At 57.5% G+C, this 22,567-nt stretch carries 22 protein-coding genes and 2 tRNA genes; 8 read left to right on the top strand and 16 right to left on the bottom strand.

What is annotated here, in order from left to right; genetic code table 11:
- Nucleotides 1-50: 50 nt before the first annotated feature.
- Nucleotides 51-950 (bottom strand): LysR family transcriptional regulator, encoded by a 900-nt coding sequence (locus QMN93_RS08460; RefSeq protein WP_193138839.1) that lies wholly within the window; start codon nt 948-950, stop codon nt 51-53.
- 108 nt (nt 951-1,058) lie between these two features.
- Here QMN93_RS08460 and QMN93_RS08455 point away from each other — a divergent pair, with 108 nt between their 5' ends.
- Nucleotides 1,059-2,060 carry a zinc-binding alcohol dehydrogenase family protein gene (locus QMN93_RS08455; RefSeq protein ID WP_193138838.1) on the top strand — a complete coding sequence of 334 codons (1,002 nt, stop codon included), beginning with the start codon at nt 1,059-1,061 and terminating at the stop codon, nt 2,058-2,060.
- Between the two features lie 96 nt (nt 2,061-2,156).
- On the opposite strand, the gene nadR is transcribed toward QMN93_RS08455, so the two are convergent.
- The 3 genes from nadR to serB all read right to left on the bottom strand — a co-directional run bounded on the left by nadR (nt 2,157) and on the right by serB (nt 5,855).
- Complete coding sequence (gene nadR / locus QMN93_RS08450; RefSeq protein ID WP_015572616.1) at nt 2,157-3,389, bottom strand: multifunctional transcriptional regulator/nicotinamide-nucleotide adenylyltransferase/ribosylnicotinamide kinase NadR; 1,233 nt, start codon at nt 3,387-3,389, stop codon at nt 2,157-2,159.
- Nucleotides 3,390-3,426: 37 nt separating this feature from the next.
- The gene (radA, locus tag QMN93_RS08445; protein WP_014068810.1) at nt 3,427-4,812 is read right to left on the bottom strand and encodes a DNA repair protein RadA; all 1,386 of its coding nucleotides are present in this window, start codon (nt 4,810-4,812) and stop codon (nt 3,427-3,429) included.
- A 74-nt stretch (nt 4,813-4,886) separates the two neighbouring features.
- The gene (gene serB / locus QMN93_RS08440; RefSeq protein WP_023310325.1) at nt 4,887-5,855 is read right to left on the bottom strand and encodes a phosphoserine phosphatase; all 969 of its coding nucleotides are present in this window, start codon (nt 5,853-5,855) and stop codon (nt 4,887-4,889) included.
- A 117-nt stretch (nt 5,856-5,972) separates the two neighbouring features.
- Between serB and QMN93_RS08435 the strand changes: the two genes are divergently transcribed.
- The gene (locus QMN93_RS08435) at nt 5,973-6,617 is read left to right on the top strand and encodes a YtjB family periplasmic protein (RefSeq protein ID WP_032660794.1); all 645 of its coding nucleotides are present in this window, start codon (nt 5,973-5,975) and stop codon (nt 6,615-6,617) included.
- 39 nt (nt 6,618-6,656) lie between these two features.
- Nucleotides 6,657-7,673, top strand: a complete 1,017-nt coding sequence (lplA, locus tag QMN93_RS08430) for a lipoate--protein ligase LplA (RefSeq protein WP_033144580.1) — start codon at nt 6,657-6,659, stop codon at nt 7,671-7,673.
- A 61-nt stretch (nt 7,674-7,734) separates the two neighbouring features.
- Here the strand turns inward: lplA and deoD are convergent, their stop codons facing one another.
- The 4 genes from deoD to deoC form a co-directional block, all read right to left on the bottom strand.
- Nucleotides 7,735-8,457: a purine-nucleoside phosphorylase gene (deoD, locus tag QMN93_RS08425; RefSeq protein ID WP_010427122.1), complete on the bottom strand. Its 723-nt coding sequence runs from the start codon at nt 8,455-8,457 to the stop codon at nt 7,735-7,737.
- A 125-nt stretch (nt 8,458-8,582) separates the two neighbouring features.
- Nucleotides 8,583-9,806: a phosphopentomutase gene (gene deoB, locus QMN93_RS08420; RefSeq protein ID WP_193138837.1), complete on the bottom strand. Its 1,224-nt coding sequence runs from the start codon at nt 9,804-9,806 to the stop codon at nt 8,583-8,585.
- Between the two features lie 53 nt (nt 9,807-9,859).
- Nucleotides 9,860-11,182, bottom strand: a complete 1,323-nt coding sequence (gene deoA, locus QMN93_RS08415; protein ID WP_047060215.1) for a thymidine phosphorylase — start codon at nt 11,180-11,182, stop codon at nt 9,860-9,862.
- 109 nt (nt 11,183-11,291) lie between these two features.
- Entirely contained in the window at nt 11,292-12,071 is a 780-nt protein-coding gene (gene deoC, locus QMN93_RS08410; protein WP_023310320.1) for a deoxyribose-phosphate aldolase, read from the bottom strand.
- A gap of 262 nt (nt 12,072-12,333) precedes the next feature.
- Between deoC and QMN93_RS08405 the strand changes: the two genes are divergently transcribed.
- Both QMN93_RS08405 and QMN93_RS08400 read left to right on the top strand, forming a co-directional pair.
- Nucleotides 12,334-13,881 (top strand): YjjI family glycine radical enzyme, encoded by a 1,548-nt coding sequence (locus QMN93_RS08405; protein ID WP_193138836.1) that lies wholly within the window; start codon nt 12,334-12,336, stop codon nt 13,879-13,881.
- Entirely contained in the window at nt 13,856-14,716 is an 861-nt protein-coding gene (locus QMN93_RS08400) for a YjjW family glycine radical enzyme activase (RefSeq protein ID WP_064673201.1), read from the top strand. Before QMN93_RS08405 ends, QMN93_RS08400 begins: the two co-directional genes overlap by 26 nt.
- On the opposite strand, the gene QMN93_RS08395 is transcribed toward QMN93_RS08400, so the two are convergent.
- From QMN93_RS08395 to QMN93_RS08360, 8 genes are all read right to left on the bottom strand, one after another.
- A complete protein-coding gene (locus QMN93_RS08395) occupies nt 14,711-15,493 on the bottom strand; it encodes a TatD family hydrolase (RefSeq protein WP_193138835.1) in 783 nt (260 codons plus the stop codon). The two genes, QMN93_RS08400 and QMN93_RS08395, sit on opposite strands and share 6 nt — an antisense overlap.
- Nucleotides 15,490-16,542: a patatin family protein gene (locus QMN93_RS08390; RefSeq protein ID WP_064673199.1), complete on the bottom strand. Its 1,053-nt coding sequence runs from the start codon at nt 16,540-16,542 to the stop codon at nt 15,490-15,492. The genes QMN93_RS08395 and QMN93_RS08390 overlap by 4 nt, the downstream gene beginning before the upstream one ends.
- A gap of 120 nt (nt 16,543-16,662) precedes the next feature.
- The gene (locus QMN93_RS08385; protein ID WP_003856556.1) at nt 16,663-16,824 is read right to left on the bottom strand and encodes a DUF1328 domain-containing protein; all 162 of its coding nucleotides are present in this window, start codon (nt 16,822-16,824) and stop codon (nt 16,663-16,665) included.
- A gap of 127 nt (nt 16,825-16,951) precedes the next feature.
- A complete protein-coding gene (gene osmY, locus QMN93_RS08380) occupies nt 16,952-17,569 on the bottom strand; it encodes a molecular chaperone OsmY (protein ID WP_028015434.1) in 618 nt (205 codons plus the stop codon).
- Nucleotides 17,570-17,868: 299 nt separating this feature from the next.
- Nucleotides 17,869-19,458, bottom strand: a complete 1,590-nt coding sequence (gene prfC / locus QMN93_RS08375) for a peptide chain release factor 3 (RefSeq protein WP_087823447.1) — start codon at nt 19,456-19,458, stop codon at nt 17,869-17,871.
- Nucleotides 19,459-19,549: 91 nt separating this feature from the next.
- Nucleotides 19,550-20,227: a pyrimidine 5'-nucleotidase gene (yjjG, locus tag QMN93_RS08370; RefSeq protein WP_039260913.1), complete on the bottom strand. Its 678-nt coding sequence runs from the start codon at nt 20,225-20,227 to the stop codon at nt 19,550-19,552.
- 19 nt (nt 20,228-20,246) lie between these two features.
- A complete protein-coding gene (gene rimI, locus QMN93_RS08365) occupies nt 20,247-20,690 on the bottom strand; it encodes a ribosomal protein S18-alanine N-acetyltransferase (RefSeq protein WP_033144573.1) in 444 nt (147 codons plus the stop codon).
- A complete protein-coding gene (locus tag QMN93_RS08360) occupies nt 20,659-21,072 on the bottom strand; it encodes a DNA polymerase III subunit psi (protein ID WP_029740017.1) in 414 nt (137 codons plus the stop codon). The genes rimI and QMN93_RS08360 overlap by 32 nt, the downstream gene beginning before the upstream one ends.
- A 102-nt stretch (nt 21,073-21,174) precedes the next feature.
- Here QMN93_RS08360 and rsmC point away from each other — a divergent pair, with 102 nt between their 5' ends.
- The 3 genes from rsmC (at nt 21,175) to QMN93_RS08345 (ending at nt 22,567) form a co-directional block, all read left to right on the top strand.
- The gene (gene rsmC, locus QMN93_RS08355; RefSeq protein WP_032660827.1) at nt 21,175-22,203 is read left to right on the top strand and encodes a 16S rRNA (guanine(1207)-N(2))-methyltransferase RsmC; all 1,029 of its coding nucleotides are present in this window, start codon (nt 21,175-21,177) and stop codon (nt 22,201-22,203) included.
- Between the two features lie 172 nt (nt 22,204-22,375).
- Nucleotides 22,376-22,462 (top strand) — tRNA-Leu (locus QMN93_RS08350).
- Between the two features lie 36 nt (nt 22,463-22,498).
- Nucleotides 22,499-22,567: transfer RNA gene (locus QMN93_RS08345), tRNA-Leu, on the top strand.

Below are 22,567 nucleotides of genomic sequence, written 5' to 3'. Positions count from 1 at the left end.
GGCTGCACACTTTGTAGGCCGGGTAAGGCGAAGCCGCCACCCGGCTTTTTTTATTTGCCCACGTAATACCGCTTCACCTCATCAAACTGCATTGCAAACTCGATATAGCTCATTAGCGCGGGCGAATTCAGCTTGCGGCTCGGATAGGCCAGCCACAGATCGTTACCTTCAACATTCCACTCCGGCAGTACCTGTACCAGCGCGCCCTTTTCGATCTTATCCTCCAGCAGAAATGCGGGTAACAGCGTGATCCCCGCCCCTGCAATCGCACACTCGCGGGCGTAGACCAGATTATCGGTCATGTGCGCGTTATCCGGCAGGTAGCGGTAATCCTCGCTCTCGCTTCGCAGAAGCCACTCCGACCACGCCCGGTGCGTAATGCAGCGGTGCTCCACCAGCTGACGGGGATGCGTCAGCGGATCCCGACGCGCCAGATAGTCCGGTGAGGCCAGCATGTAGCGCGGGCAGTGCCCGATCATCCGGCCAATCAGGGAGGAGTCCTGCGGCTTGCCGGTGCGCAGCGCCACGTCAAAACCGGCCTCGACCAGATCCACCACGTCATCAGAGATCGACACATCCAGCGACACGTCAGGATAGCGAAGCTGAAACTCGGCATTCATGTGCGCCAGCAGCGTCGCCCCAATCCCCGCCGGACAGGTGATCCGCAGCCGCCCGCTCGGGTTTTCGCGCAGCCGCTGAATGGCGTACTCTGCCCGCTCGCTGGCCGCCAGCATCTCACGACAGTGCACCAGATAGTGCTCGCCCGCAAACGTGAGGCTGATCCTGCGCGTGGTGCGGTTCAGAAGGCGGATACCCACCTGCTGCTCCAGCTGGCTAATTCGCTGGCTAACGCTGGATTTAGGCAGTTCCGCCTTCTGCGCCGCCGCGGTAAAGCTGCCCATCTCCGCCACCAGCGCGAACAGCGCCATATCCTGCAGCTGTTTAAACATGATTGTTCATCCTGTACGAACGCTGAGTTCTTGATTGTCCATCTTATCATGCAGCTGGCCACTTAATAGACTAGCCTCAACAAAACGCATGCCATTGAGGAACACACCATGTCTGTTAAAGCTATTGCCGTTAACCCAGAAAATCCGTCCACCTTCATTGAAATCACCCCGCCAATGCCGCAGCCCGGCGAGCACGATCTGCTGGTAGAGGTGAAGGCCGTCTCTGTTAACCCGGTCGATACCAAAGTCCACGCGGGCATTGCTAAAAACGGGCTGAGCGAGCCGCGTATTCTCGGGTGGGACGCCAGCGGGATCGTCAAAGCCGTGGGGGCTGGCGTGACCGGATTCAAACCGGGTGACGAGGTCTGGTACGCGGGCGACATCACCCGCCCGGGCAGCAACGCCACGCACCAGCTGATTGATGCACGCATAGTCGGCCACAAGCCTGCCAGCCTCGGCTGGGCGGCTGCCGCTGCACTGCCGTTGACCGCGCTCACCGCGTGGGAAGGTCTGTTTGAACGCCTGAACATTCAGGATGCCGGGGCGGACAAAACGCTGCTGATCATCGGCGGCGCGGGCGGCGTGGGATCGCTGGCGATCCCCTTTGCGAAGCACAACAGCAAGGTGAAGATCGTCGCAACGGCTTCACGAGAAGATTCCGCCCGGTGGTGCCGCGATCGCGGGGCTGATATTGTCGTCAACTACCGCGATCTGAAAGGCGAGCTGGCGAAACAGGGGCTCACCTTTGTGGATTACATTTTCATCCTTAACGACACCGACGGGCACTGGGATGCGGTCAGCGAACTGATTGCGCCGCAGGGGCATATCTGTTCCATCGTTGAAAATGAACATCCGCTGAACCAGGACAAGCTGAAGTCCAAATCCGCCGCCCTGCACTGGGAGTTTATGTACACCCGCAGCATGTACCAGAGCGCGGATATGGCGCGTCAGGGGGAGATCCTCAATGAGGTGGCAAAACTGGTGGATAACGGCGTGGTGGAAAGTTCGCTCAGCGAAACGCTGCACGGGCTGAGCGTGGAAAGCATTACCGAGGCGCACCGTAAAGTGCTGGAGGGACATATGCGTGGGAAAGTGGTGATTGAGTTCTGAGTGGCTTGATGCCCTCACCCCGGCCCTCTCCCACAGGGAGAGGGAGGTTAAAGTCCCCTCTCCCTGTGGGAGAGGGTTAGGGTGAGGGGTAAGTTTTTACCCCTGCTCCCCCATCATCTCCTTCACCAGCTCGACGCAGCGCAGGAAACGGGAGTCGTAGTCAGACTCTTCCACATGGACAAACTCAACGTTGTTTTCGTTGAGCATCTCCACCAGCATGGTCTGAAACTCTCGCCTGTCCACGGAGCTGCCGAGACTGCGCATGCCGTCGGCCACCCATGGGGTGTTGTTTTCCAGTAGGATCACCAGGTCAAAGCGGTATTCGTCAATCAGCGCCTGCACGAACGGGTGCTCGCGCCCTTCGTATTTTTTACAGAACGCCTGTGTGGTCACGAAATCGGTATCGATAAACGCCACTTTGTTGGCGTATTTGACCGCAAAATCAATGTACTGGGCATGACCGAGCGCGATTTTGTCGTAATCGGAATATTGCAGCGCCATCTCGTCGCCGCCAAGGTGCGAGAAGACATAATCGCGGCCGTACTCCCACGCGCTGGTGGTATTGAAGATGTTCGCCAGCTTGTTGACCAGCGTCGATTTCCCGCTCGACTCGCCGCCCAGGATCGCGACGGTACGCACGAAGAACGGCTTCACCTCAGTCGGGATGTAATCCCAGTAGCGGAACGGGTTTTCGCGGATCTGCGCCCCGCTGATGTTCATAAAGGTGCGTTTCGGGTCGATCAGCACCGTCTCGATGCCCAGATGCTCGCGGAACTGCGGCGCGTCGGACTCTTCAGAGGTGTAGATCCAGTTAGGCGCAATGCCCTTCTCTTCCATAAACGCTTTGATGCCGTTGCTCCACACGTCCCAGCCGTGCGGATACGGCTCCATGCCCTCTTCGTTAAAGGCATGAATACGAATATTTTTCTGGTACTTAAAGGTCTGGAGCAGCCAGCGCAGGCGGTCCGGCACGGTCGGCTGCTGCGACATGGCGCTGTCTTCAAACAGCTGACGGTCACGGGTTTCGTCGTAGCCCATGATGATGTGCAGCTCGTCAACCTGGCTACAGGCGCGCTGGATCAGATAGATATGCCCGGTATGCAGAGGGTAAAACTTGCCGAACACCACGCCGATGTTCTTTTGCATACGCGGGAACTCCAGCCCCAGAAAACGGTGCAGCGCTTCGAGCTTCTGCGCGCTGGGGCTTTTGATTTTGGCGTTCAGCAGCTGGCTCAGGTAGCCTTTGGTCATGCCGCTGGCGTCCGCCACCTGCTGCAGCGTGCAGCCTTTCTGGCGGATTGCGGTCTTGATGTAGTCAAATGATGACATAAATTACGGTGCCTCCTGCAAAATCAAATTTACGTAATTATAAGTCGTCAAAGACATTTAACGCATCTGCGAGTTTTTTCACGCCAAATACCTGCATCCCTTCCGGGATCTTTTTCGGCACGTTGGCGGCGGGAACTATCGCCCGGCGGAAACCGTGTTTTGCCGCCTCGGAGATACGCTCCTGGCCGCTGGGTACCGGACGGATTTCTCCGGCGAGGCCCACTTCGCCGAAGACGACCAGGTCCTGCGGCAGCGGCCTGTCGCGCAGGCTGGAGACCATCGCCAGCAGCAGCGCCAGGTCTGCGCTGGTCTCCGTGACTTTGACGCCGCCGACCACGTTAACGAAGACGTCCTGATCCGCCATCTGCAGCCCGCCGTGACGGTGCAGCACCGCCAGCAGGATCGCCAGACGGTTCTGTTCCAGACCGACCGCCACGCGCCGCGGGTTGCCCATCATCGACACGTCCACCAGCGCCTGAATTTCGACAAGCAGCGGGCGCGTCCCTTCCCACAGCACCATCACCGAGCTACCGGAGGTGATCTCATCGCCACGGCTCAGGAAGATGGCCGACGGGTTGCTGACTTCGCGCAGCCCCTGTTCGGTCATGGCAAACACGCCCAGTTCGTTCACCGCGCCAAAGCGGTTTTTATGGCTGCGCAGGGTACGGAAACGGGAATCCGCGTCGCCGTCGAGCATCACGGAGCAGTCGATACAGTGTTCAAGCACCTTCGGTCCGGCCAGCGAGCCGTCTTTGGTCACGTGGCCGACCATCACAATCGCCACGCCGCGCGTTTTGGCAAAGCGCGTCAGGTAAGCCGCGGTTTCACGCACCTGCGCGACGCTGCCCGGTGAGGACTGAATGTCCGCCATGTGCATCACCTGAATGGAGTCGATCACCATCAGCTTCGGCTGCTCTTCTTCGGCAATCATGCAGATCTGCTCGATGCTGGTTTCGGAGAGCATGTTCAGGTTGCCGGTCGGCAGGCCCAGACGGTGCGCGCGCATCGCCACCTGCTGCAGAGACTCCTCGCCCGTGACGTACAGGGTTTTCATCTGTTCGGCAAGCTTGCAGAGCGTTTGCAGCAGCAGGGTCGATTTACCCGCGCCCGGGTTACCGCCGATCAGGATCGCGCTGCCCGGCACCACGCCGCCGCCGAGCACGCGGTCAAACTCTTTGAACCCGGTGGAGAAGCGCGGCAGCTCTTCGAGGCTGATGTCCGAAAGTTTTTGCACCTTCGCCACGCCCGCGTTACCGGCATAGCCGCTCAGGCGCTCATTGCGCGCCACGCTCGGCGAAGCCGCCACACCACGCACTTCGGTGATGGTGTTCCAGGCATGACAGGCGCTGCATTGCCCCTGCCAGCGCGGATAATCCGCACCACATTCATTACAGACAAATGCGCGTTTTGGAGCTTTCGCCACGGTTTACCTCGTTATTTCTGTGCGGCCTGCGTGCCGGGTGGCGCTTACGCTTACCCGGCCTACAAAGCAGGCCGTTATTTCTGATTAATGCTGCCGGAGAGAATGCAGAACACCCCCATCAGGTCAGCGTGACGGATAGTGACTTCCGTCTTTTCATTCACTTTTGGCTTGGCGTGGTAGGCAATGCCCAGCCCGGCGGCTTTGATCATCGGCAGGTCGTTCGCGCCATCGCCGATGGCGACGGTCTGGACAACCGGAATTTCATATTTTTCCGCCAGACGCGTCAGCGTATTGGCTTTGTACTGGGCATCCACGATATCGCCAATCACCTGGCCGGTCAGCTTGCCGTCCATGATCTCCAGCTCATTGGCCACCACGGTGGTCAGATGCAGTTTTTCCCGCAGGTAATCCGCGAAGAAGGTGAAGCCACCGGAGGCAATCGCCACCTTCCAGCCGAGGGACTGCAGCTTCAGCACCAGCTGCGTCAGCCCTGGCATCAGCGGCAGCACGTCGCGCACCTGACGCAGAATGTTGGCATCGGCCCCTTTCAGGGTCGCCACGCGCTGGCGCAGGCTGGCGGTGAAGTCCAGCTCGCCGCGCATCGCACGTTCGGTGACTTCCGCCACCAGCTCGCCGCTGCCCGCCAGCTTCGCAATCTCGTCAATACACTCGATCTGAATGGCGGTTGAGTCCATGTCCATGACCAGCAGGCCCGGGGTTTTCAGATGCGGAATTTTACCCAGCGGCGCGACGTCCAGCCCGGCGTCATGCGCCAGACGCGTTGCGCGCTGCGTCAGGGAACCCGCCAGGCGAATAACCTGGTAGTCTTCCACGCACCAGGCGGCGACGATGACCATTGCCGCACCCAGCTTGCTTTGATACTGGGTCAGGCGTTGCTTATCCAGACCGCGTCCGTAGAGGAGCCAGCCGCTACGACCGGCGTGGTAATCCAGAGGCATCACCTCATCGCCACTTAAAGAGAGCGGCAATCCTGGCCATAAAGAGACATCCGTTGGCAGGTCACACCAGGTAATGTTCGGCATTAAAGCTCCTGTAATTTCGTTCGCGCCGGAAGGTTGCAGAGGGAAAATAACGCATGAGGCTACCCTGTAACCATCACTTCTGGCAACATTAAGCCGTAAATTTTCAGCAGGTGGAATATGGCTCGCGCAAAACTGAAATTCCGGCTCCATCGCGCCGTGATTGTCCTTTCCTGTCTCGCACTATTAGTGGTGCTGATGCAAGGGGCATCGTGGTTTAGCCAGAACCATCAACGGCAACGCAACCCGCAGTTTGAAGAGCTGGCCCGCACGCTGGCACGCCAGGTGACGCTCAACGTCGCGCCGTCCATGCGTACCGAAACGCCGGACGAGAAGCGGATAGGCCAGGTTTTACGCCTGCTCACGGAGAATAGCCGCATTCTTGATGCCGGCGTCTATGATGAGCAAGGCAACCTGATTGCCCGCGCTGGCGAACACGTCGACGTGCGCGACAGGCTGGCGCTGGACGGGAAAAAAGCCGGGGGCTACTTTAACCAGCAGATTGTCGAACCTATTCAGGGGAAGAATGGCCCACTGGGCTATCTGCGCCTGACCCTCGATACCCACACCCTGCCTACTGAAGCCAAACAGGTCGATAATACCACCAATATTCTGCGCCTGATGCTGCTGCTTTCACTTGCCATCGGCGTTGTGCTGGCGCGCACCCTGCTTCGCGGCAAGCGCTCGCGCTGGCAGCAATCCCCGTTCCTGCTGACCGCCAGCAAATCCGTCCCCGAAGACGAAGAGAGCGAGAAGAAAGATTAGTGATAAAGTAGGCGAACGATTCGGAAAAGGAACTTTGCCATGACGACGTTACGCCTGCTTATCTCTGACTCTTACGATCCCTGGTTTAATCTCGCGGTAGAAGAGTGCATCTTCCGCCAGATGCCCGCCACCCAGCGCGTACTGTTTCTCTGGCGGAACGCCGATACGGTGGTCATCGGCCGCGCGCAAAACCCTTGGAAAGAGTGCAATACGCGGCGTATGGAAGAGGACAACGTCCGTCTCGCACGTCGCAGCAGCGGCGGCGGCGCGGTGTTTCACGATCTGGGCAATACCTGCTTTACCTTTATGGCGGGTAAACCGGAGTACGACAAAACCATCTCAACCTCCATCGTCCTTAATGCCCTCAATTCACTCGGCGTGACGGCAGAAGCGTCCGGGCGTAACGATCTGGTGGTGAAAACCCCCGAGGGCGACCGGAAGGTCTCCGGCTCCGCCTACCGCGAAACGATGGATCGCGGGTTCCACCACGGCACCCTGTTGCTTAACGCTGACCTCAGCCGTCTGGCGAACTACCTGAATCCGGATAAGAAAAAGCTCCAGGCCAAAGGAATTACCTCCGTGCGCGGCCGCGTGGCAAATCTGGTGGAACTGCTGCCGGGAATTACGCACGAGCAGATTTGCGATGCCATCCGTGACGCGTTCTTTGAACATTACGGCGAGCGCGTGGAAGCAGAAGTCATCTCCCCTGACAAAACCCCGGACCTGCCCAACTTCGCCGAAACCTTCGCCCGCCAGAGCAGCTGGGAATGGAACTTCGGTCAGGCTCCTGCCTTTTCCCATCTGCTGGACGAGCGTTTCACCTGGGGCGGCGTGGAGCTGCATTTTGACGTGGAGAAAGGCCATATCACCCGCACGCAGGTGTTTACCGATAGCCTGAACCCGGCACCGTTAGAGGCGCTGGCGGCACGTTTGCAGGGCTGTTTGTACAGGGCGGATATGCTGCAGCAGGAATGCGACGCGTTGATCGGGGATTTTCCGGAGCAGGAAAAAGAGCTGCGGGAGCTGTCGGCGTGGATTGCACAGGCCGTGCGCTAGGTACGGTCTGGTGCCCTCACCCCTGCCCTCTCCCACAGGGAGAGGGAGGGAAGAGACAGAATTACTCTTTATCGCCCAGCAGAACGGATTCCAGCGCGATTTTGATCATGTCGTTGAAGGTGGTCTGACGCTCGGCAGCGGTGGTCTGCTCGTGGGTACGAATGTGGTCAGACACGGTGCAAATGGTCAGCGCTTTCGCACCAAACTCAGCCGCCACGCCGTAGATACCTGCCGCTTCCATTTCCACGCCCAGAATGCCGTATTTTTCCATCACGTCGAACATCTCGCCGCCGTCCGGGGCATAGAACAGGTCAGCAGAGAAGATGTTACCCACGCGCGCTTCAACGCCCAGCGCTTTTGCCGCGTCAACCGCGTCACGCACCATGCCGAAGTCAGCAATAGCCGCGAAGTCATGGTCTTTGAAACGCATGCGGTTAACTTTGGAATCGGTGCAGGCACCCATGCCGATAACGATGTCGCGCAGCTTAACGTCCATGCGCACCGCGCCGCAGGAGCCTACGCGGATGATTTTCTTCACGCCGAAGTCGGTGATCAGCTCTTTGGTGTAGATGGAGCAGGATGGGATACCCATGCCGTGGCCCATAACGGAAATTTTGCGGCCTTTATAGGTACCGGTGAAGCCCAGCATGCCGCGAACGTTGTTCACTTCACGCACGTCTTCCAGGAAAGTTTCTGCAATGTGCTTCGCGCGCAGCGGGTCGCCCGGCATCAATACGACGTCAGCGAAATCACCCATTTCTGCGTTAATGTGAGGAGTTGCCATCTTCAGTTCCTTTTACATTGTTGTTTTTGCCGGGTGGCGGCTACGCCTGACCCGGCCTACATTCTGTTCTCCCTCTCCCTGTGGGAGAGGGTCGGGATGAGGGCATCAGGCCGCACCCAATCCGTTTAGAACATGGCCTTGCCATATTCCATGTCAGACGTACCAAAATATTTCGCCAGGGTCTGGCCGATGTCCGCGAAGGTTTCACGGTGACCGAGCGAGCCCGGCTTCACTTTCGGGCCGTACACCAGCACCGGAATGTGCTCACGGGTGTGGTCGGTACCGGTCCAGGTTGGGTCACAGCCGTGATCCGCGGTCAGAATCAGAATGTCATCTTCACCCACCAGCTCCATCAGCTCCGGCAGACGGCGGTCGAACAGCTCAAGACCCGCTGCATAGCCCGCAACGTCGCGACGGTGGCCCCAGGAGGAGTCGAAGTCCACGAAGTTGGTGAAGACAATGGTCTTGTCGCCCGCTTCTTTCATCTCTTTGATGGTGGCATCGAACAGCGCATCCAGACCGGTGGCTTTCACTTTTTTGGTGATGCCGCAGTTGGCGTAGATATCCGCGATTTTACCCACGGAAACCACGTGGCCGTCTTTCTCTTCAACCAGCTTCTGCAGCACGGTTGGCGCCGGTGGCTCAACCGCCAGGTCGTGACGGTTACCGGTACGCTGGAAGTTACCCGCTTTGTCGCCCACAAACGGACGCGCGATCACGCGGCCGATGTTGTAGCCGCCTTCGGTCAGCTCTTCACGGGCGATTTCGCACAGCTCGTAGAGTTTATCCAGGCCAAACGTCTCTTCATGGCACGCAATCTGGAACACGGAGTCAGCAGAGGTGTAGAAAATCGGCTTGCCGGTTTTCATGTGCTCTTCGCCGAGCTGATCCAGAATCACGGTACCGGAAGAGTGACAGTTACCGAGGTAGCCCGGCAGGTTGGCACGCTTCACCAGCTTATCGAGCAGCTCCTGCGGGAAGCTGTTTTCGTGCTCGGAGAAATAACCCCAGTCGAACAGCACCGGCACACCGGCGATTTCCCAGTGGCCAGACGGGGTGTCTTTACCGGAGGAGAGCTCGTGAGCCCAGGCGTAGGCGCCCACGACTTCCGCGTTGCCGTCCATACCGGCTGCGATTTTACCGGTAGAACCTTCATGCGCTTTCACCAGACCAAGGCGGGTCAGGTTAGGTAGAGTCAGAGGGCCTTTACGACCGTTGTCCGCCTCGCCTTTTGCACAGGCTTCCGCGATATGGCCCATGGTATCGGAACCCACGTCACCAAAACGTTCTGCATCTTCGGTTGCGCCGATGCCGAATGAGTCCAGCACCATAATAAATGCACGTTTCATAATTGTTCTCCGTACGTAGTGCTTCAAAAATTATCGATCAGATCAGTATACCGCTATTCGGTGATACGGCGATAGACAGTCGGTGTGGTTTCCGGCGCTTTATCGTCAAGCGTAATTGCCGCTTTCACCGCTTTAGCCGCTTCCTGCCAGCTGGCTTCGTCTTTCGCGTGGATCACCGCAAGCGGACGTTGACCGTCAACGCTGTCGCCCAGACGGGCCATATCGGTAAAGCCGACGCTGTAATCAATGGTGTCTGACGCCTGACGACGGCCGCCGCCCATCGAGACTACTGCCATACCCAGCGCACGGGTGTCCATTGCAGAGACAAACCCTTCGCTATCGGCATACACCGCTTTGCTGAGCGTCGCGGTTGGCAGGTATTTCGCGTAGTTTTCGACGAAATCGGTCGGGCCTTTCTGGGCTGCGACCATGCGGCCGAAAATATCCGCCGCTTTGCCGTTATCCAGCACCGCCTGCAGTTTCGCGCGGGCTTCTGCGTCGTCTTTGGCCAGCTTGCCGGAGATTAACATCTCAACGCACAGCGCCATGGTGACGTCGAACAGACGCGGGTTACGGTATTCACCGGTGAGGAACTGTACCGCTTCACGCACTTCGACGGCGTTACCGGCGCTGGAGGCCAGCACCTGGTTCATGTCGGTGAGCAGCGCGGTGGTGCGCACGCCCGCGCCGTTGGAGACGCCAACGATCGCTTCCGCGAGCGCAGCTGAAAGTTCATAGGTCGGCATAAAGGCGCCGCTGCCCACCTTCACGTCCATCACCAGCGCGTCAAGCCCTTCTGCCAGTTTCTTCGCCAGGATAGAGGCGGTGATCAGCGGGATGGAGTCAACGGTCGCGGTGATGTCGCGGGTGGCGTAGAAACGCTTGTCTGCCGGAGCAAGAGAGCTGGTCTGGCCGATAATCGCCACACCAACGTCTTTAATAATGTCGCGGAAGCGGTTGTCGTCCGGGAAGATATCGAAGCCCGGAATGGCTTCCAGTTTGTCGAGCGTACCGCCGGTGTGACCCAGGCCGCGCCCGGAGATCATCGGGATGTAACCGCCGCAGGCTGCCACCATTGGGCCGAGCATCAGAGACGTCACGTCGCCCACGCCGCCGGTGGAGTGTTTATCCACAATCGGGCCGTTAAGGTTGAGGCTTTTCCAGTCCAGAACGGTTCCTGAATCTCGCATCGCCATGGTCAGCGACACGCGCTCAGGCATCGACATATCGTGGAAGAAAATGGTCATCGCCAGAGCCGCAATTTGCCCTTCTGAGACGGTGTTATCACGAATGCCGTTGATGAAGAAGCGGATCTCTTCATCGCTTAATGCATGACCATCACGTTTTTTACGAATAATTTCTTGTGCGAGAAACACGGTAACCTCCATGCGGAATCGGGGGAGTTGTGGCGGGTGGCGCTACGCTTACCCGCCCTACGATCCTGTCGACCGGATGAGCGAAGCGTCATCCGGCATTGTCTGGCAATCAGTAGCTGCTTGCGCTCTTACCGTCGCCATGACCCAGCGCTTTCAGCAGGCTGGCCAGCAGGCTGGACGCACCGAAGCGGTAGTGACGGGAATCGGCCCAGTCGGCGCCAAACAGCTCGTCGGCAATCGCCAGGAATTGCTGCGCGTCTTCAGCAGTACGCACGCCGCCCGCAGGTTTGAAACCAACGGTTTTGGATACGCCCATGTCGCGGATCACTTCCATCATGATGCGCGCGCTTTCCGGGGTCGCATTCACCGGCACTTTACCGGTAGAGGTTTTAATGAAATCCGCACCGGCTTTGATGGAGATTTCAGATGCCTTACGAATCAGCGCCTCTTCTTTCAGCTCGCCGGTTTCGATGATCACTTTCAGCAGCACATTTGCCGCCGCGCACGCGTCTTTACAGGCTTTCACCAGGTCAAAACCGACCTGCTCGTTACCGGCGATCAGCGCGCGGTACGGGAACACCACGTCAACTTCGTCTGCGCCGTAAGCAATCGCCGCGCGGGTTTCTGCCAGCGCGATCTCGATATCGTCGTTGCCATGCGGGAAGTTAGTTACGGTTGCAATGCGCACGTCCGGCGTACCCTGCTCTTTCAGCGTCTTACGGGCAATCGGGATAAAGCGCGGGTAGATACAGATGGCTGCGGTGTTACCCACCGGCGTTTTCGCCTGATGGCACAGGGCGATGACTTTTTCATTGGTGTCGTCATCGTTCAGGGTGGTCAGGTCCATCAGTTTCAACGCGCGCAGGCTGCTTGCAGTTAAATCGGTCATAACATTCTCCAACGGCAGTGCCGTATAAATTTTACCTTGCGGGTCTGTGAGTATTCTAACATTCACCCGCATCCACACTTCGACATTCATCACAGTTAATGAAAACTGCATACAAATTTGCATTACTGTAATGAGATCTTCTTCAAACTTTAGCGCGTAAATTGCCGACTAAAGCAGCGATACCCCCTGTCGGATCAAAAGCCCCGACAGGCTGGCTTTCTACAATCCGTTCATCATCCGCAGAACACTCAAGGAAGCGACTATGCCCCACTCCAGCCCCGACGCCCTGCAACAACGTTGCCAGCACATTGTCACAAGCCCGGTGTTAACCCCGGAACAAAAACGTCATTTTCTGGCGCTGGAAGCGGAAAACAACCTGCCTTACCCGGCACTTCCTGAGGCCGCACGAGCCGCGCTGGACGAGGGGGTTATCTGCGACATGTTCGAAGGCCATGCGCCTTACAAACCCCGTTACGTTCTGCCGGATTACGCAAAATTTCTGGCTAACGGTTCAGAGTGGCTGGAGCTGGAAGGCGCGAAAGATCTCGACGACGCCCTCTCGCTGTTAACCATCCTCTACCATCATGTTCCGTCCGTCACATCGATGCCGGTCTATCTCGGTCAGCTTGATGCGATATTGACTCCATATGTTAGAATTCTAACACAAGAAGAGATCGATAGCCGAATAAAACGTTTCTGGCGCTATCTCGACCGTACGCTGCCGGATGCGTTTATGCACGCAAACATCGGGCCTGAAGATACGCCCGTCACGCGCGCCATTCTGCGTGCCGATGCAGAGCTGAAGCAGGTCGCGCCGAACCTGACCTTTATCTACGATCCCGATATCACCCCACATGATTTGCTGCTTGAGGTGGCGAAAAACATTTGTGAATGCAGCAAACCGCATATTTCTAATGGCCCGATGAATGATAAAATTTTCACAAAAGGCCGTTACGGCGTGGTGAGCTGTTACAACTCCCTGCCGCTTGCAGGCGGCGGCAGCACCCTGGTGCGCCTTAACCTCAAAGCCATTGCTGAACGCAGCGCATCAATTGACGACTTCTTTACCCGCACGCTCCCGCACTACTGCCAGCAGCAAATTGCCATCATCGATGCACGCTGCGATTTTCTGTACGGGCAATCTGGCTTCTTTGAGAATAGCTTCCTGGTCAAAGAGGGGCTGATTGATGCGGATCGGTTTGTGCCCATGTTTGGCATGTACGGCCTGGCGGAAGCGGTGAATACGCTCTGTGAAAAGGAGGGCATTGAAGGCCGTTACGGAAAAGGCGGGCAGGCCAACGCGCTGGGCTATCGCATCAGCGAACAGCTTGCAGCGTTCGTTGAAAGCACGCCGGTGAAGCACGGCTGGAAGCTTCGCGCGATGCTGCACGCGCAGTCGGGGATCAGTTCCGATTCGGGCAACACGCCGGGCGCGCGCCTGCCTTACGGCGACGAGCCGGATCCCATCAGCCATCTGCTGGTCGTTGCGCCGCATCACAAACACTATCACTCCGGAATCAGCGATATTCTCACCCTGGAGGAGACGGTCAAACGCAACCCGCAGGCGGTGGTTCAGCTTTGCCTGGGCGCATTCAGGGCGGGAATGCGTGAATTTACCGCCAACGTAGCGGGTAACGATCTGGTCCGCGTGACCGGCTACATGGTTCGCTTGTCGGATCTGGAGAAATACCGGGAAGCCGGATCGCGCACCAATACCACGTGGCTGGGGGAAGAGGCCGCACGCAATACCCGTATTCTGGAACGTCAGCCGCGCGTGATAAGCCATGAACAGCAGATGCGCTTTAGTTAGTCAGGTCATTCCTTTTTCCTGCGTGGACGGGCCGGGCAGCCGCCTGGCGCTGTTCCTGCAGGGCTGCAACCTGCGCTGTAAAACCTGCCACAACCCGTGGACGATCGGCCGCTGCAACGACTGCGGGGACTGCGTGCCCCACTGCCCGCACGACGCGCTGACGATTCAGGCCGGACGCGTCTGGTGGCAGGAGAGTGACTGCCTGCAGTGCGACACCTGCCTGCACCTGTGCCAGCAGCAGGCAACACCTATGGCGCACCGCTTCAGCGTGGAAGAGATCCTCGCTCAGGTCCGCAAATCCGCACCGTTTATCGAAGGGATCACCGTCAGCGGCGGCGAAGCCACAACGCAATTGCCGTTTTTGATCGCCCTGTTCACCGCGATCAAAGCCGATCCCGCCCTGCGTCACCTCACCTGCCTGGTAGACAGCAACGGTCTGTTAAGCGAAACCGGCTGGCAAAAGCTGCTGCCGGTACTGGATGGCGCGATGCTGGATCTGAAGGCGTGGGGGAACGAGCATCACCGCTTCCTGACCGGGCGCGAAAACCCGCAGATTAAGCAGAGCATCCGCTGGCTGGCAGATCGTCACCGTTTGACGGAACTCCGCCTGCTGGTGATTCCGGAGCAGTGTGATTATCTGGAACACCTCAAACCGCTAACGACCTTTATCCACGGGCTTGGGAATGTGCCGGTGCGCATCAACGCGTTTCATGCGCATGGCGTTTACGGTGAGGCGGCCTCATGGCGCAGCGCCACGCCCGAGGACGTTGAACCGCTGGCGCTGGCGCTGGAAAAACAGAAGATAACGGTGATTCGTCCGGCACTTTACCTATAGCGTGATGCCAAATACCGAACGGGTATTTTCCAGCAGCGCATCGGCAATCACCTCTTCAGGCTCTTTTCGCAGTTCACATAGGGTGGTAAACACGCGCGCCGCCTGTTCCGGGCGATTCGGCTGGCCCTGAAAACCATTCAGCGGCATATCCGGCGCGTCGGTTTCCAGCAGGAGCGCCGACAGCGGCAGCTGTGCCATCACGTCCCGGGTTTTACTGGCGCGCGGATAGGTGATGGTGCCACCGACGCCAATTTTATAGCCCAGTTCAATAAAACGCTGCGCCTGCTGCAGGCTGCCGGAGAAACCGTGCACGACCCCTTTTCGCGGCAGATCGATGCGTTTCAGGTGCATCGCCAGCTTATCGTGCGTGCGTCTTGAGTGGAGGATCACCGGCAGATCGTGGCGCTTCGCCAGCCTGAGCTGCGCGTCGAGGATCGTCTGCTGGCGCTCAAACTGCGGATCCTCACGATAAAGATCGAGGCCGATCTCACCGATGGCGACAAGTTTGTCTCCTGCGGTTTGCACAACCTCATCAAGCCTCTCAATGTGCTCATCAAGATGCCGTTCAATCACAATCGGATGCATGCCGAGCGCGGCATAGAGCGCGGGGTGCCGCGCGGAATGATCCAGCACCCGGGAAAAATAGGCCGCTTCCACTGCCGGCACAATGATAGCCTGAACGCCTGCTTCGGCCGCTTTCGCTATGCTTTGCGCTTCATCCCCGGTAAACGGCGGAAAATCAAAGTGGCAGTGGGTATCGACAAAGCGGAGCGTCACGCCAGATCCTCGTTATCCAGTAAAGCGTCATTCGCCTGCGGAATATCCACCAGCGGCATCGTCAGGGCGTCGTTGGCGACAATCGCAGGCGGCAAAATAATGCGTTTATGGCGATGAAGCGGCGGTTGCTCCGCCAGCATTTTCCCCACCGTCGCCAGGAAGTAACGCCCGCACAGCCGCCCCGTTTTGTAATCCATGCGCAGCGCAGGGACGCGGCTGCCCAGGGCCATGCTCAGCAGCGGCTTAGGCGGATAGATTTCAAAAATACGCAGCTTGCCCGGCGGTTTTTCAATGAAGCGCTGCATCGCGCCGTAAGTGGTTTCATGCTGCTTCGCGATGTTCACCAGCGGCTGCAGGCTGCTGTCGCCCAACCAGCGCTCCATCCGTTTGAACCACTGCGGCGTGTAATACATTTGCGACGGTACGGTACGGATCACCACAATGGTTTTCGCCCCGCGCCGGGCGGCTTCCTGCACCGGCACCGCGTCACTGATCCCCCCGTCCAGGTAGCTAATACCGTCCAGCAGGGCACCGGTACGATAAAAGCCGGGGATCGCGCTGGAGGCGCGGATGATGTCCAGCCAGTTCTCCTTCTGAGGAGAAAAATAGCCCGGCGAATAGTCATCGCCCCGGCTGGCGCACATCCAGAACTCTTTGCCGCTATCAAACAGACGGGCAGCGGTATCCATGGCCAGCGGCATCTGGCTGGAGGTCGATTCCAGCAGCCAGTCAAGATCGATCAGGTTACCGCCGCGCACAAAGCGCACCGGATTAAAAAATTCTTTCGCCGTGGTGTAGCGCATGATGACCTTTCGCGCGTAGCCGGGCTGGTTACATACATAGGCAGAGAGGTTCTGCGCCCCGGCAGAGGTGCCGAAGTAAAGGTCAAACGGGTTGAACTGCGCGCGCATAAATTCATCCAGCACGCCGGCGGTGAAGATGCCGCGCTGCCCTCCCCCCTCGCAAACCAGTGCGAGTTGTCCTGAGCGAAACGGCTTTAACGTCAGCGGCGCAATATTGCCGAGCGTAACGGGAATTCGTTGCCCCACCTCTGCTTTCCTGTTTTGATTATTTTATAACACCACAGTAACGCACCCGACCTGTTCCGCAAATAAGAAAAAGCCAGTCACAGTGACTGGCTTTATTTTGTTGAAGGAATATTGCGTTTGCTACGGACGTCTACGACCCGTAAACAGGCTGACCAGGAACAGAATAATACCCACAACGAAGACAATTTTAGCTGCCCATGCCGCTGTACCTGCCAGTCCACCAAAGCCCAATGCGGCGGCAATTAACGCGATAACCAGAAATATAATGCCCCAACGAAACATAAGCTTCTCCTTTACCATAGTTAATGTCGGCCGCTAAACGTGAGCGCTCAGGTCACTCACCGGCGTTTTTCCAGAGTCGTTCTTATTTCGCCCGCAGGTTTTAACCAGACGGGCGAATGGTCCAGATTTACTTCGTTTTCAGATCGTTTTTAACGCTTTTCACACCGTCAATCGCTTTCGCGATGGACTCGGCGCGTTCACTTTGCGCCTGCGAATCTACCGTACCGGAGAGCTGAACCACACCATCGGTGGTTTCCACTTTCACCTTGCGGGACGGCACGATGTCATCTGCTAAAAGTTTAGCTTTGATTTCGCTGGTGGTGGCTGCATCACCGGCATAACCTTTCACCGACGCGTTTTTACCGTCACGTACGTGCAGCTTATCGCTGACGGACGCAACGCCTTCAACGCCTTTCGCGACTTTCACCGCCTGTTCGGCCTGAGCCTGGCTTTCCACGAAGCCGCTCAGCGTGACCACTTTCTTGTCGGTCTTAACGGAAATATCGGTACTTTTGATGGCTTCATCATCCACCAGTGCGGCTTTCACTTTTGCTGTGATTGAGCTGTCGTCCATGAAGTTGCCGACTTTATTCATAGAGCTATCGATTTTTTGCCCTGCGGTATCGGCCGTGGACTGGGCTTTATCCATTGTGCTGCTTTCCGCCAGAGCGGAACCGCTCACCAGAACGCTACCCAGGGTTACAGCCAGCAGAGTTTTCGAAATCTTCAGTCTTGTCATATTCATCGATCTATTCCTGTGTTTACCCGTTATTCGGGCTACATACTTCCTTAGTAGTTTTATATATTGCGAATAAACACACGGGCAAAATGGACAACCTAAAGTCATGCATTGAACAGTTAATTTATCCACGCCCGGTGTTAAACACTGAGTTAAATATAGATCACTCTCACAGAGCCGCTTTCAGAATTGAGTAAAAAACGCGCGAATAGCGTGAAATTGCGTTGAATTAAGAACATTCCGCAAGGGATTAATAAGACAGGAATTAAAGAAGAGCACGGCGGGAGCCGTGCTCTGAGAGGGGATTAGTGCTCGCGGGTTTTACGGAACTGAACGTCAGGGTAACGTTCCTGCGTCAGGTTCAGGTTCACCATGGTTGGCGCGATATAGGTCAGGTTATCGCCGCCATCCAGCGCCAGCTGAATTTCGTTCTTACGCTTAAATTCTTCGAATTTCTTCACGTCAGAACACTCAACCCAGCGCGCGGTCGCGACGTTCACAGACTCGTAAATCGCTTCCACGTTGTACTCGCTCTTCAGACGCGCGACAACCACGTCGAACTGCAGCACGCCGACCGCACCCACGATCAGATCGTTGTTCGCGATTGGGCGGAACACCTGCACGGCGCCCTCTTCGGAGAGCTGAACCAGGCCTTTCAGCAGCTGTTTCTGCTTCAGCGGATCGCGCAGACGGATACGACGGAACAGCTCCGGCGCGAAGTTCGGAATACCGGTGAACTTCATCATTTCACCCTGGGTAAAGGTATCGCCGATCTGAATCGTGCCGTGGTTGTGCAGACCGATGATGTCGCCCGGATACGCCTCTTCAACGTGCGAACGGTCGCCCGCCATAAAGGTCAGCGCATCGGAGATCACCACGTCTTTCCCGGTACGCACCTGGCGCAGCTTCATGCCCTTTTCATACTTACCGGACACCACGCGCATAAAGGCCACGCGGTCGCGGTGTTTCGGGTCCATATTGGCCTGAATTTTGAACACGAAGCCGGTGAATTTCTCTTCCTTCGCTTCCACTTCACGGGTGTCGGTTTTACGCGGCATCGGACGCGGCGCCCACTCCACCAGACCGTCCAGCATGTGGTCAACGCCGAAGTTACCCAGCGCGGTACCGAAGAAGACCGGGGTGATTTCACCGCTCAGGAACAGCTCTTTATCGAACTCGTGAGACGCCCCCTTCACCAGCTCCAGCTCGTCGCGCAGCTGCGCGGCCAGCTCTTCGCCGACTGCCGCGTCCAGCTCAGGGTTATCCAGACCTTTCACCACGCGAACTTCCTGAATGGTGTGGCCTTTACCGGTCTGATACAGGTAGGTTTCGTCTTTATAGAGGTGATACACCCCTTTGAACAGCTTACCGCAGCCAATTGGCCAGGTGATTGGCGCACAGGCGATTTTCAGCTCGCTTTCCACTTCGTCCATCACTTCCATCGGGTCACGGATGTCGCGGTCGAGTTTGTTCATGAAGGTGAGGATCGGCGTATCGCGCAGACGGGTGACTTCCATCAGCTTACGGGTCCGGTCTTCTACACCTTTCGCGGCGTCGATCACCATCAGACAGCAGTCCACCGCCGTCAGGGTACGGTAGGTATCTTCGGAGAAGTCTTCGTGGCCCGGGGTGTCCAGCAGGTTCACCAGGCAGTCGTGATACGGGAACTGCATCACGGAGGTGGTAATCGAAATACCACGCTGCTTTTCCATCTCCATCCAGTCAGATTTTGCATGCTGGCTGGAGCCACGGCCTTTAACGGTACCCGCAGTCTGGATCGCCTGTCCGAACAGCAACACCTTCTCAGTGATGGTCGTTTTACCGGCATCCGGGTGCGAGATAATGGCAAAAGTGCGGCGCTTGGCCACCTCTTGCAGATAAGGAGACAACGTCATAATTAAATCTTCTTTTATAAGCGCGGCAGCACGCCACGCATCATGGAATACAAAATTGCGGCTATTTTACCCATCAATGGGGGGCAGGCAATCATTGTTTACACAGGAGTTGCTCCAGTTCGTTCAACGACGTCACGGTCCAGGTCGGCTCGATGCCTTCAGGCTTCACGCGGCCATGAGCGTTGAGCCAGACGGTCGACAAACCTGACTTCATGCCGCCCAGGATATCTGACTCTGCCGTATCACCCACCATCAGGACGCGATCGCGGTCAGGATGACCGGCCTGGGCCAGCGCGTAGTCGAAAATACGCGGATCCGGTTTAGGTACGCCCACCTCTTCCGAGATCACCAGCGCGTCGAAATGATCGCGCAGGCCGGTGCGCTCGAGGCGGATCTGCTGCAGGGCGGTAAAACCGTTGGTGATGATCCCCAGTTTCACCTTCCCTTTCAACGCATTCAGCAGGGAAACCGCACCCGGCAGTGGCGCACAGATATCGGCCATCGCGTTCAGGAAGGCATCGTTCAGCGTTCCCGGACTGACCTTTAAGCGTTCCGCCCAGACGTCAAAACGCTGGTGCTGAAGCTGTAACGCGGTGATGGCACCGTTCTGGTAATCCACCCACAGCGGCTTGTTTACCGCCTGATAGTCCTGAAAATCTTCAGCGGTGAAGGTCACGCTATAGTCGAGAAACATCCGCTGCAGGCCGCCGAACGAGTCAAACGTAAACAGCGTTTCGTCGGCATCAAAGAAAATCCAGTCCCATTTCATCGTTACAACCTTATATTCGTTATCCAATCGGCAGAGCCATTATGATGGCGTCTTCACGTCCCTCTGCGGTGGGGTAGTAGTTACGGCGGACCGTCGCCTCGTTAAAGCCTAAGCTTTCATAGAGCGCGATGGCGGCGACATTCGACGCGCGCACCTCCAGCCACAGGGTGAAAACGTCACGGGTTTCGAGCTCACGAATGAGGTGCTCGAGCAGTTCTCTTCCCAGCCCACGGCGCTGGAACGCGGGATCAACCGCAATATTAAACAGCGTCGCTTCATCAAGAACAACCTGCGTGATCGCGAAGGCGGCCATGGTGCCGTCAACGTCCAGACGGAAGTTCAGATACCGTTCGCCCTGATTGCTGGCGAAGGTTTTTTCGCTCCACGGAAAGGCGTGGGCGCGTGTTTCAATCGCAAACGCTGTGGTCAGGTCAGGCGTCGTGAGGGAAGAAATCGTGTTCATATTCGCAGATTTGTTGCCATAGCGCGCTGCGCGCTTTTGGGTTGGCTTTCAGTTCGTCCAGCGCTGGCGTGCAGATCTGGCTCCCCTGGAGGGGGATCTCGTTTGTCTCTCCGATACGCCAGCTGTTACAGCGGCTATCAGGAGGAAGCATCGCGACACGCTCTGGCGTCAGCTGTAAAACCTGGTCGGCCGTCATCTTCAGGCTGCGAAGGACATCATCGATCAGGGGTTCATTCAGGGCAGGCAGTTCTTCCGCCACCATCACCAGGCGTACGTGCGCAGGGATGGAAATGGCGATTTCGCCCTGCAACGCCGTCGGGCGACGCAAAGCCCACTGGGTAATGCCCAGCTGCTGCAACTGCCAGTCTCGTCGGGATGTCATAGGGAAAACTCCTGTCTCTCAGGCGCGCAAATATAGCAAATGTGTCGAAAGTGCGCCATCTACCTACTATAATCCCCGCCTGAGTTTATTGAGGAACAATTCATGTCTGCATTTACCCCGGCAAGTGAAGTCTTGCTGCGTCACAGTGATGATTTCGAAGAAAGCCGTATTCTGTTTGCCGGAGATATGCAGGATGACCTGCCTGCGCGTTTCGACTGTGCTGAAAGCCGTGCCCACACCCAATACTACCACCACTGGCAGGTGCTGAGCCGCCAGATGGGCGAGCGCGCGCGCTTTAGCCTGGTGGCGGAGCAGAGCGATATCGCCGACTGCGATACGCTGATTTACTACTGGCCGAAGAACAAGCCTGAAGCCCAGTTCCAGCTGATGAACCTGCTCTCCCTGCTGCCGGTAGGCTGCGATATTTTCGTGGTGGGTGAGAACCGCAGCGGCGTGCGTAGCGCTGAACAGATGCTGGAAGGCTACGCGCCGCTGAATAAAGTCGACAGCGCACGCCGCTGTGGTCTGTATCATGGCCGTCTGGAAAAGCAGACAACGTTCGATCCACAGGCATACTGGGACGAGTACCAGCTTGACGGCCTGACCATCAAAACCCTGCCGGGCGTGTTCAGCCGCGACGCGCTGGATACGGGCAGCAAGCTGCTGCTCTCCACCCTGACGCCGCATACCAAAGGCAAAGTGCTGGACGTGGGCTGCGGCGCGGGCGTGCTCTCTACCGTGCTTGCCAGCCATTCACCAAAAGTGCGCTTAACCCTGTGTGACGTGAGCGCCCCGGCGGTAGAAGCCAGCCGCGCAACGCTTGCCGCAAACGGCATTGAAGGCGAGGTGATTGCCAGCAACGTCTTCTCCGACATCACCGGTCGCTTCGACATGATTATCTCCAACCCGCCGTTCCACGACGGTATGGAGACCAGCCTTGAAGCGGCACAAACGCTGATCCGCGGCGCAACCCGTCATCTGAACAGCGGCGGCGAGCTGCGTATTGTCGCGAACGCCTTCCTGGCGTACCCGAAAGTGCTGGACGAAACCTTCGGCTTCCACGAAGTGATCGCCCAGACCGGCCGCTTTAAGGTCTACCGTACCGTCATGACGCGCCAGGCCAAAAAGTAATCTCCGCTCCAGCAGGCCGGATAAGCGCAAGCGCCATCCGGCTCCGCATGGCGCCTGCATCGGCCATTTTTGCAGCAATCAAGGCGTCGCGCGCACTTTTCTGTTGACGTAAAGCTGAAAACATCTAGAATGCGCCTCCGTGGTTACGATACTTTTACAGTATCGATGGTATGCGAAGGTGGCGGAATTGGTAGACGCGCTAGCTTCAGGTGTTAGTGTCCTTACGGATGTGGGGGTTCGAGTCCCCCCCCTCGCACCATAAATCACAATGATATTGCTCGCACTGGGCGAAGGTGGCGGAATTGGTAGACGCGCTAGCTTCAGGTGTTAGTGTCCTTACGGATGTGGGGGTTCGAGTCCCCCC

The organism is Enterobacter sp. R-1.6.2, assembly GCF_035064085.1.
GTDB classification, from domain to species: domain Bacteria; phylum Pseudomonadota; class Gammaproteobacteria; order Enterobacterales; family Enterobacteriaceae; genus Enterobacter; species Enterobacter asburiae_B.
The sequence above is the reverse complement of the archived record's forward strand: the minus strand, read 5'-3'. Positions and strand labels throughout refer to the sequence as shown.

Coding starts and splice junctions, on each gene's coding strand:
- QMN93_RS08460 (WP_193138839.1), bottom strand. CDS start 950: ATGTTTAAACAGCTGCAGGATATGGCGCTGTTCGCGCTGGTGGCGGAG.
- QMN93_RS08455 (WP_193138838.1), top strand. CDS start 1,059: ATGTCTGTTAAAGCTATTGCCGTTAACCCAGAAAATCCGTCCACCTTC.
- nadR (WP_015572616.1), bottom strand. CDS start 3,389: ATGTCATCATTTGACTACATCAAGACCGCAATCCGCCAGAAAGGCTGC.
- serB (WP_023310325.1), bottom strand. CDS start 5,855: ATGCCGAACATTACCTGGTGTGACCTGCCAACGGATGTCTCTTTATGG.
- QMN93_RS08435 (WP_032660794.1), top strand. CDS start 5,973: ATGGCTCGCGCAAAACTGAAATTCCGGCTCCATCGCGCCGTGATTGTC.
- lplA (WP_033144580.1), top strand. CDS start 6,657: ATGACGACGTTACGCCTGCTTATCTCTGACTCTTACGATCCCTGGTTT.
- deoD (WP_010427122.1), bottom strand. CDS start 8,457: ATGGCAACTCCTCACATTAACGCAGAAATGGGTGATTTCGCTGACGTC.
- deoB (WP_193138837.1), bottom strand. CDS start 9,806: ATGAAACGTGCATTTATTATGGTGCTGGACTCATTCGGCATCGGCGCA.
- deoC (WP_023310320.1), bottom strand. CDS start 12,071: ATGACCGATTTAACTGCAAGCAGCCTGCGCGCGTTGAAACTGATGGAC.
- QMN93_RS08405 (WP_193138836.1), top strand. CDS start 12,334: ATGCCCCACTCCAGCCCCGACGCCCTGCAACAACGTTGCCAGCACATT.
- QMN93_RS08400 (WP_064673201.1), top strand. CDS start 13,856: ATGAACAGCAGATGCGCTTTAGTTAGTCAGGTCATTCCTTTTTCCTGC.
- QMN93_RS08385 (WP_003856556.1), bottom strand. CDS start 16,824: ATGTTTCGTTGGGGCATTATATTTCTGGTTATCGCGTTAATTGCCGCC.
- osmY (WP_028015434.1), bottom strand. CDS start 17,569: ATGAATATGACAAGACTGAAGATTTCGAAAACTCTGCTGGCTGTAACC.
- prfC (WP_087823447.1), bottom strand. CDS start 19,458: ATGACGTTGTCTCCTTATCTGCAAGAGGTGGCCAAGCGCCGCACTTTT.
- yjjG (WP_039260913.1), bottom strand. CDS start 20,227: ATGAAATGGGACTGGATTTTCTTTGATGCCGACGAAACGCTGTTTACG.
- rimI (WP_033144573.1), bottom strand. CDS start 20,690: ATGAACACGATTTCTTCCCTCACGACGCCTGACCTGACCACAGCGTTT.
- QMN93_RS08360 (WP_029740017.1), bottom strand. CDS start 21,072: ATGACATCCCGACGAGACTGGCAGTTGCAGCAGCTGGGCATTACCCAG.
- rsmC (WP_032660827.1), top strand. CDS start 21,175: ATGTCTGCATTTACCCCGGCAAGTGAAGTCTTGCTGCGTCACAGTGAT.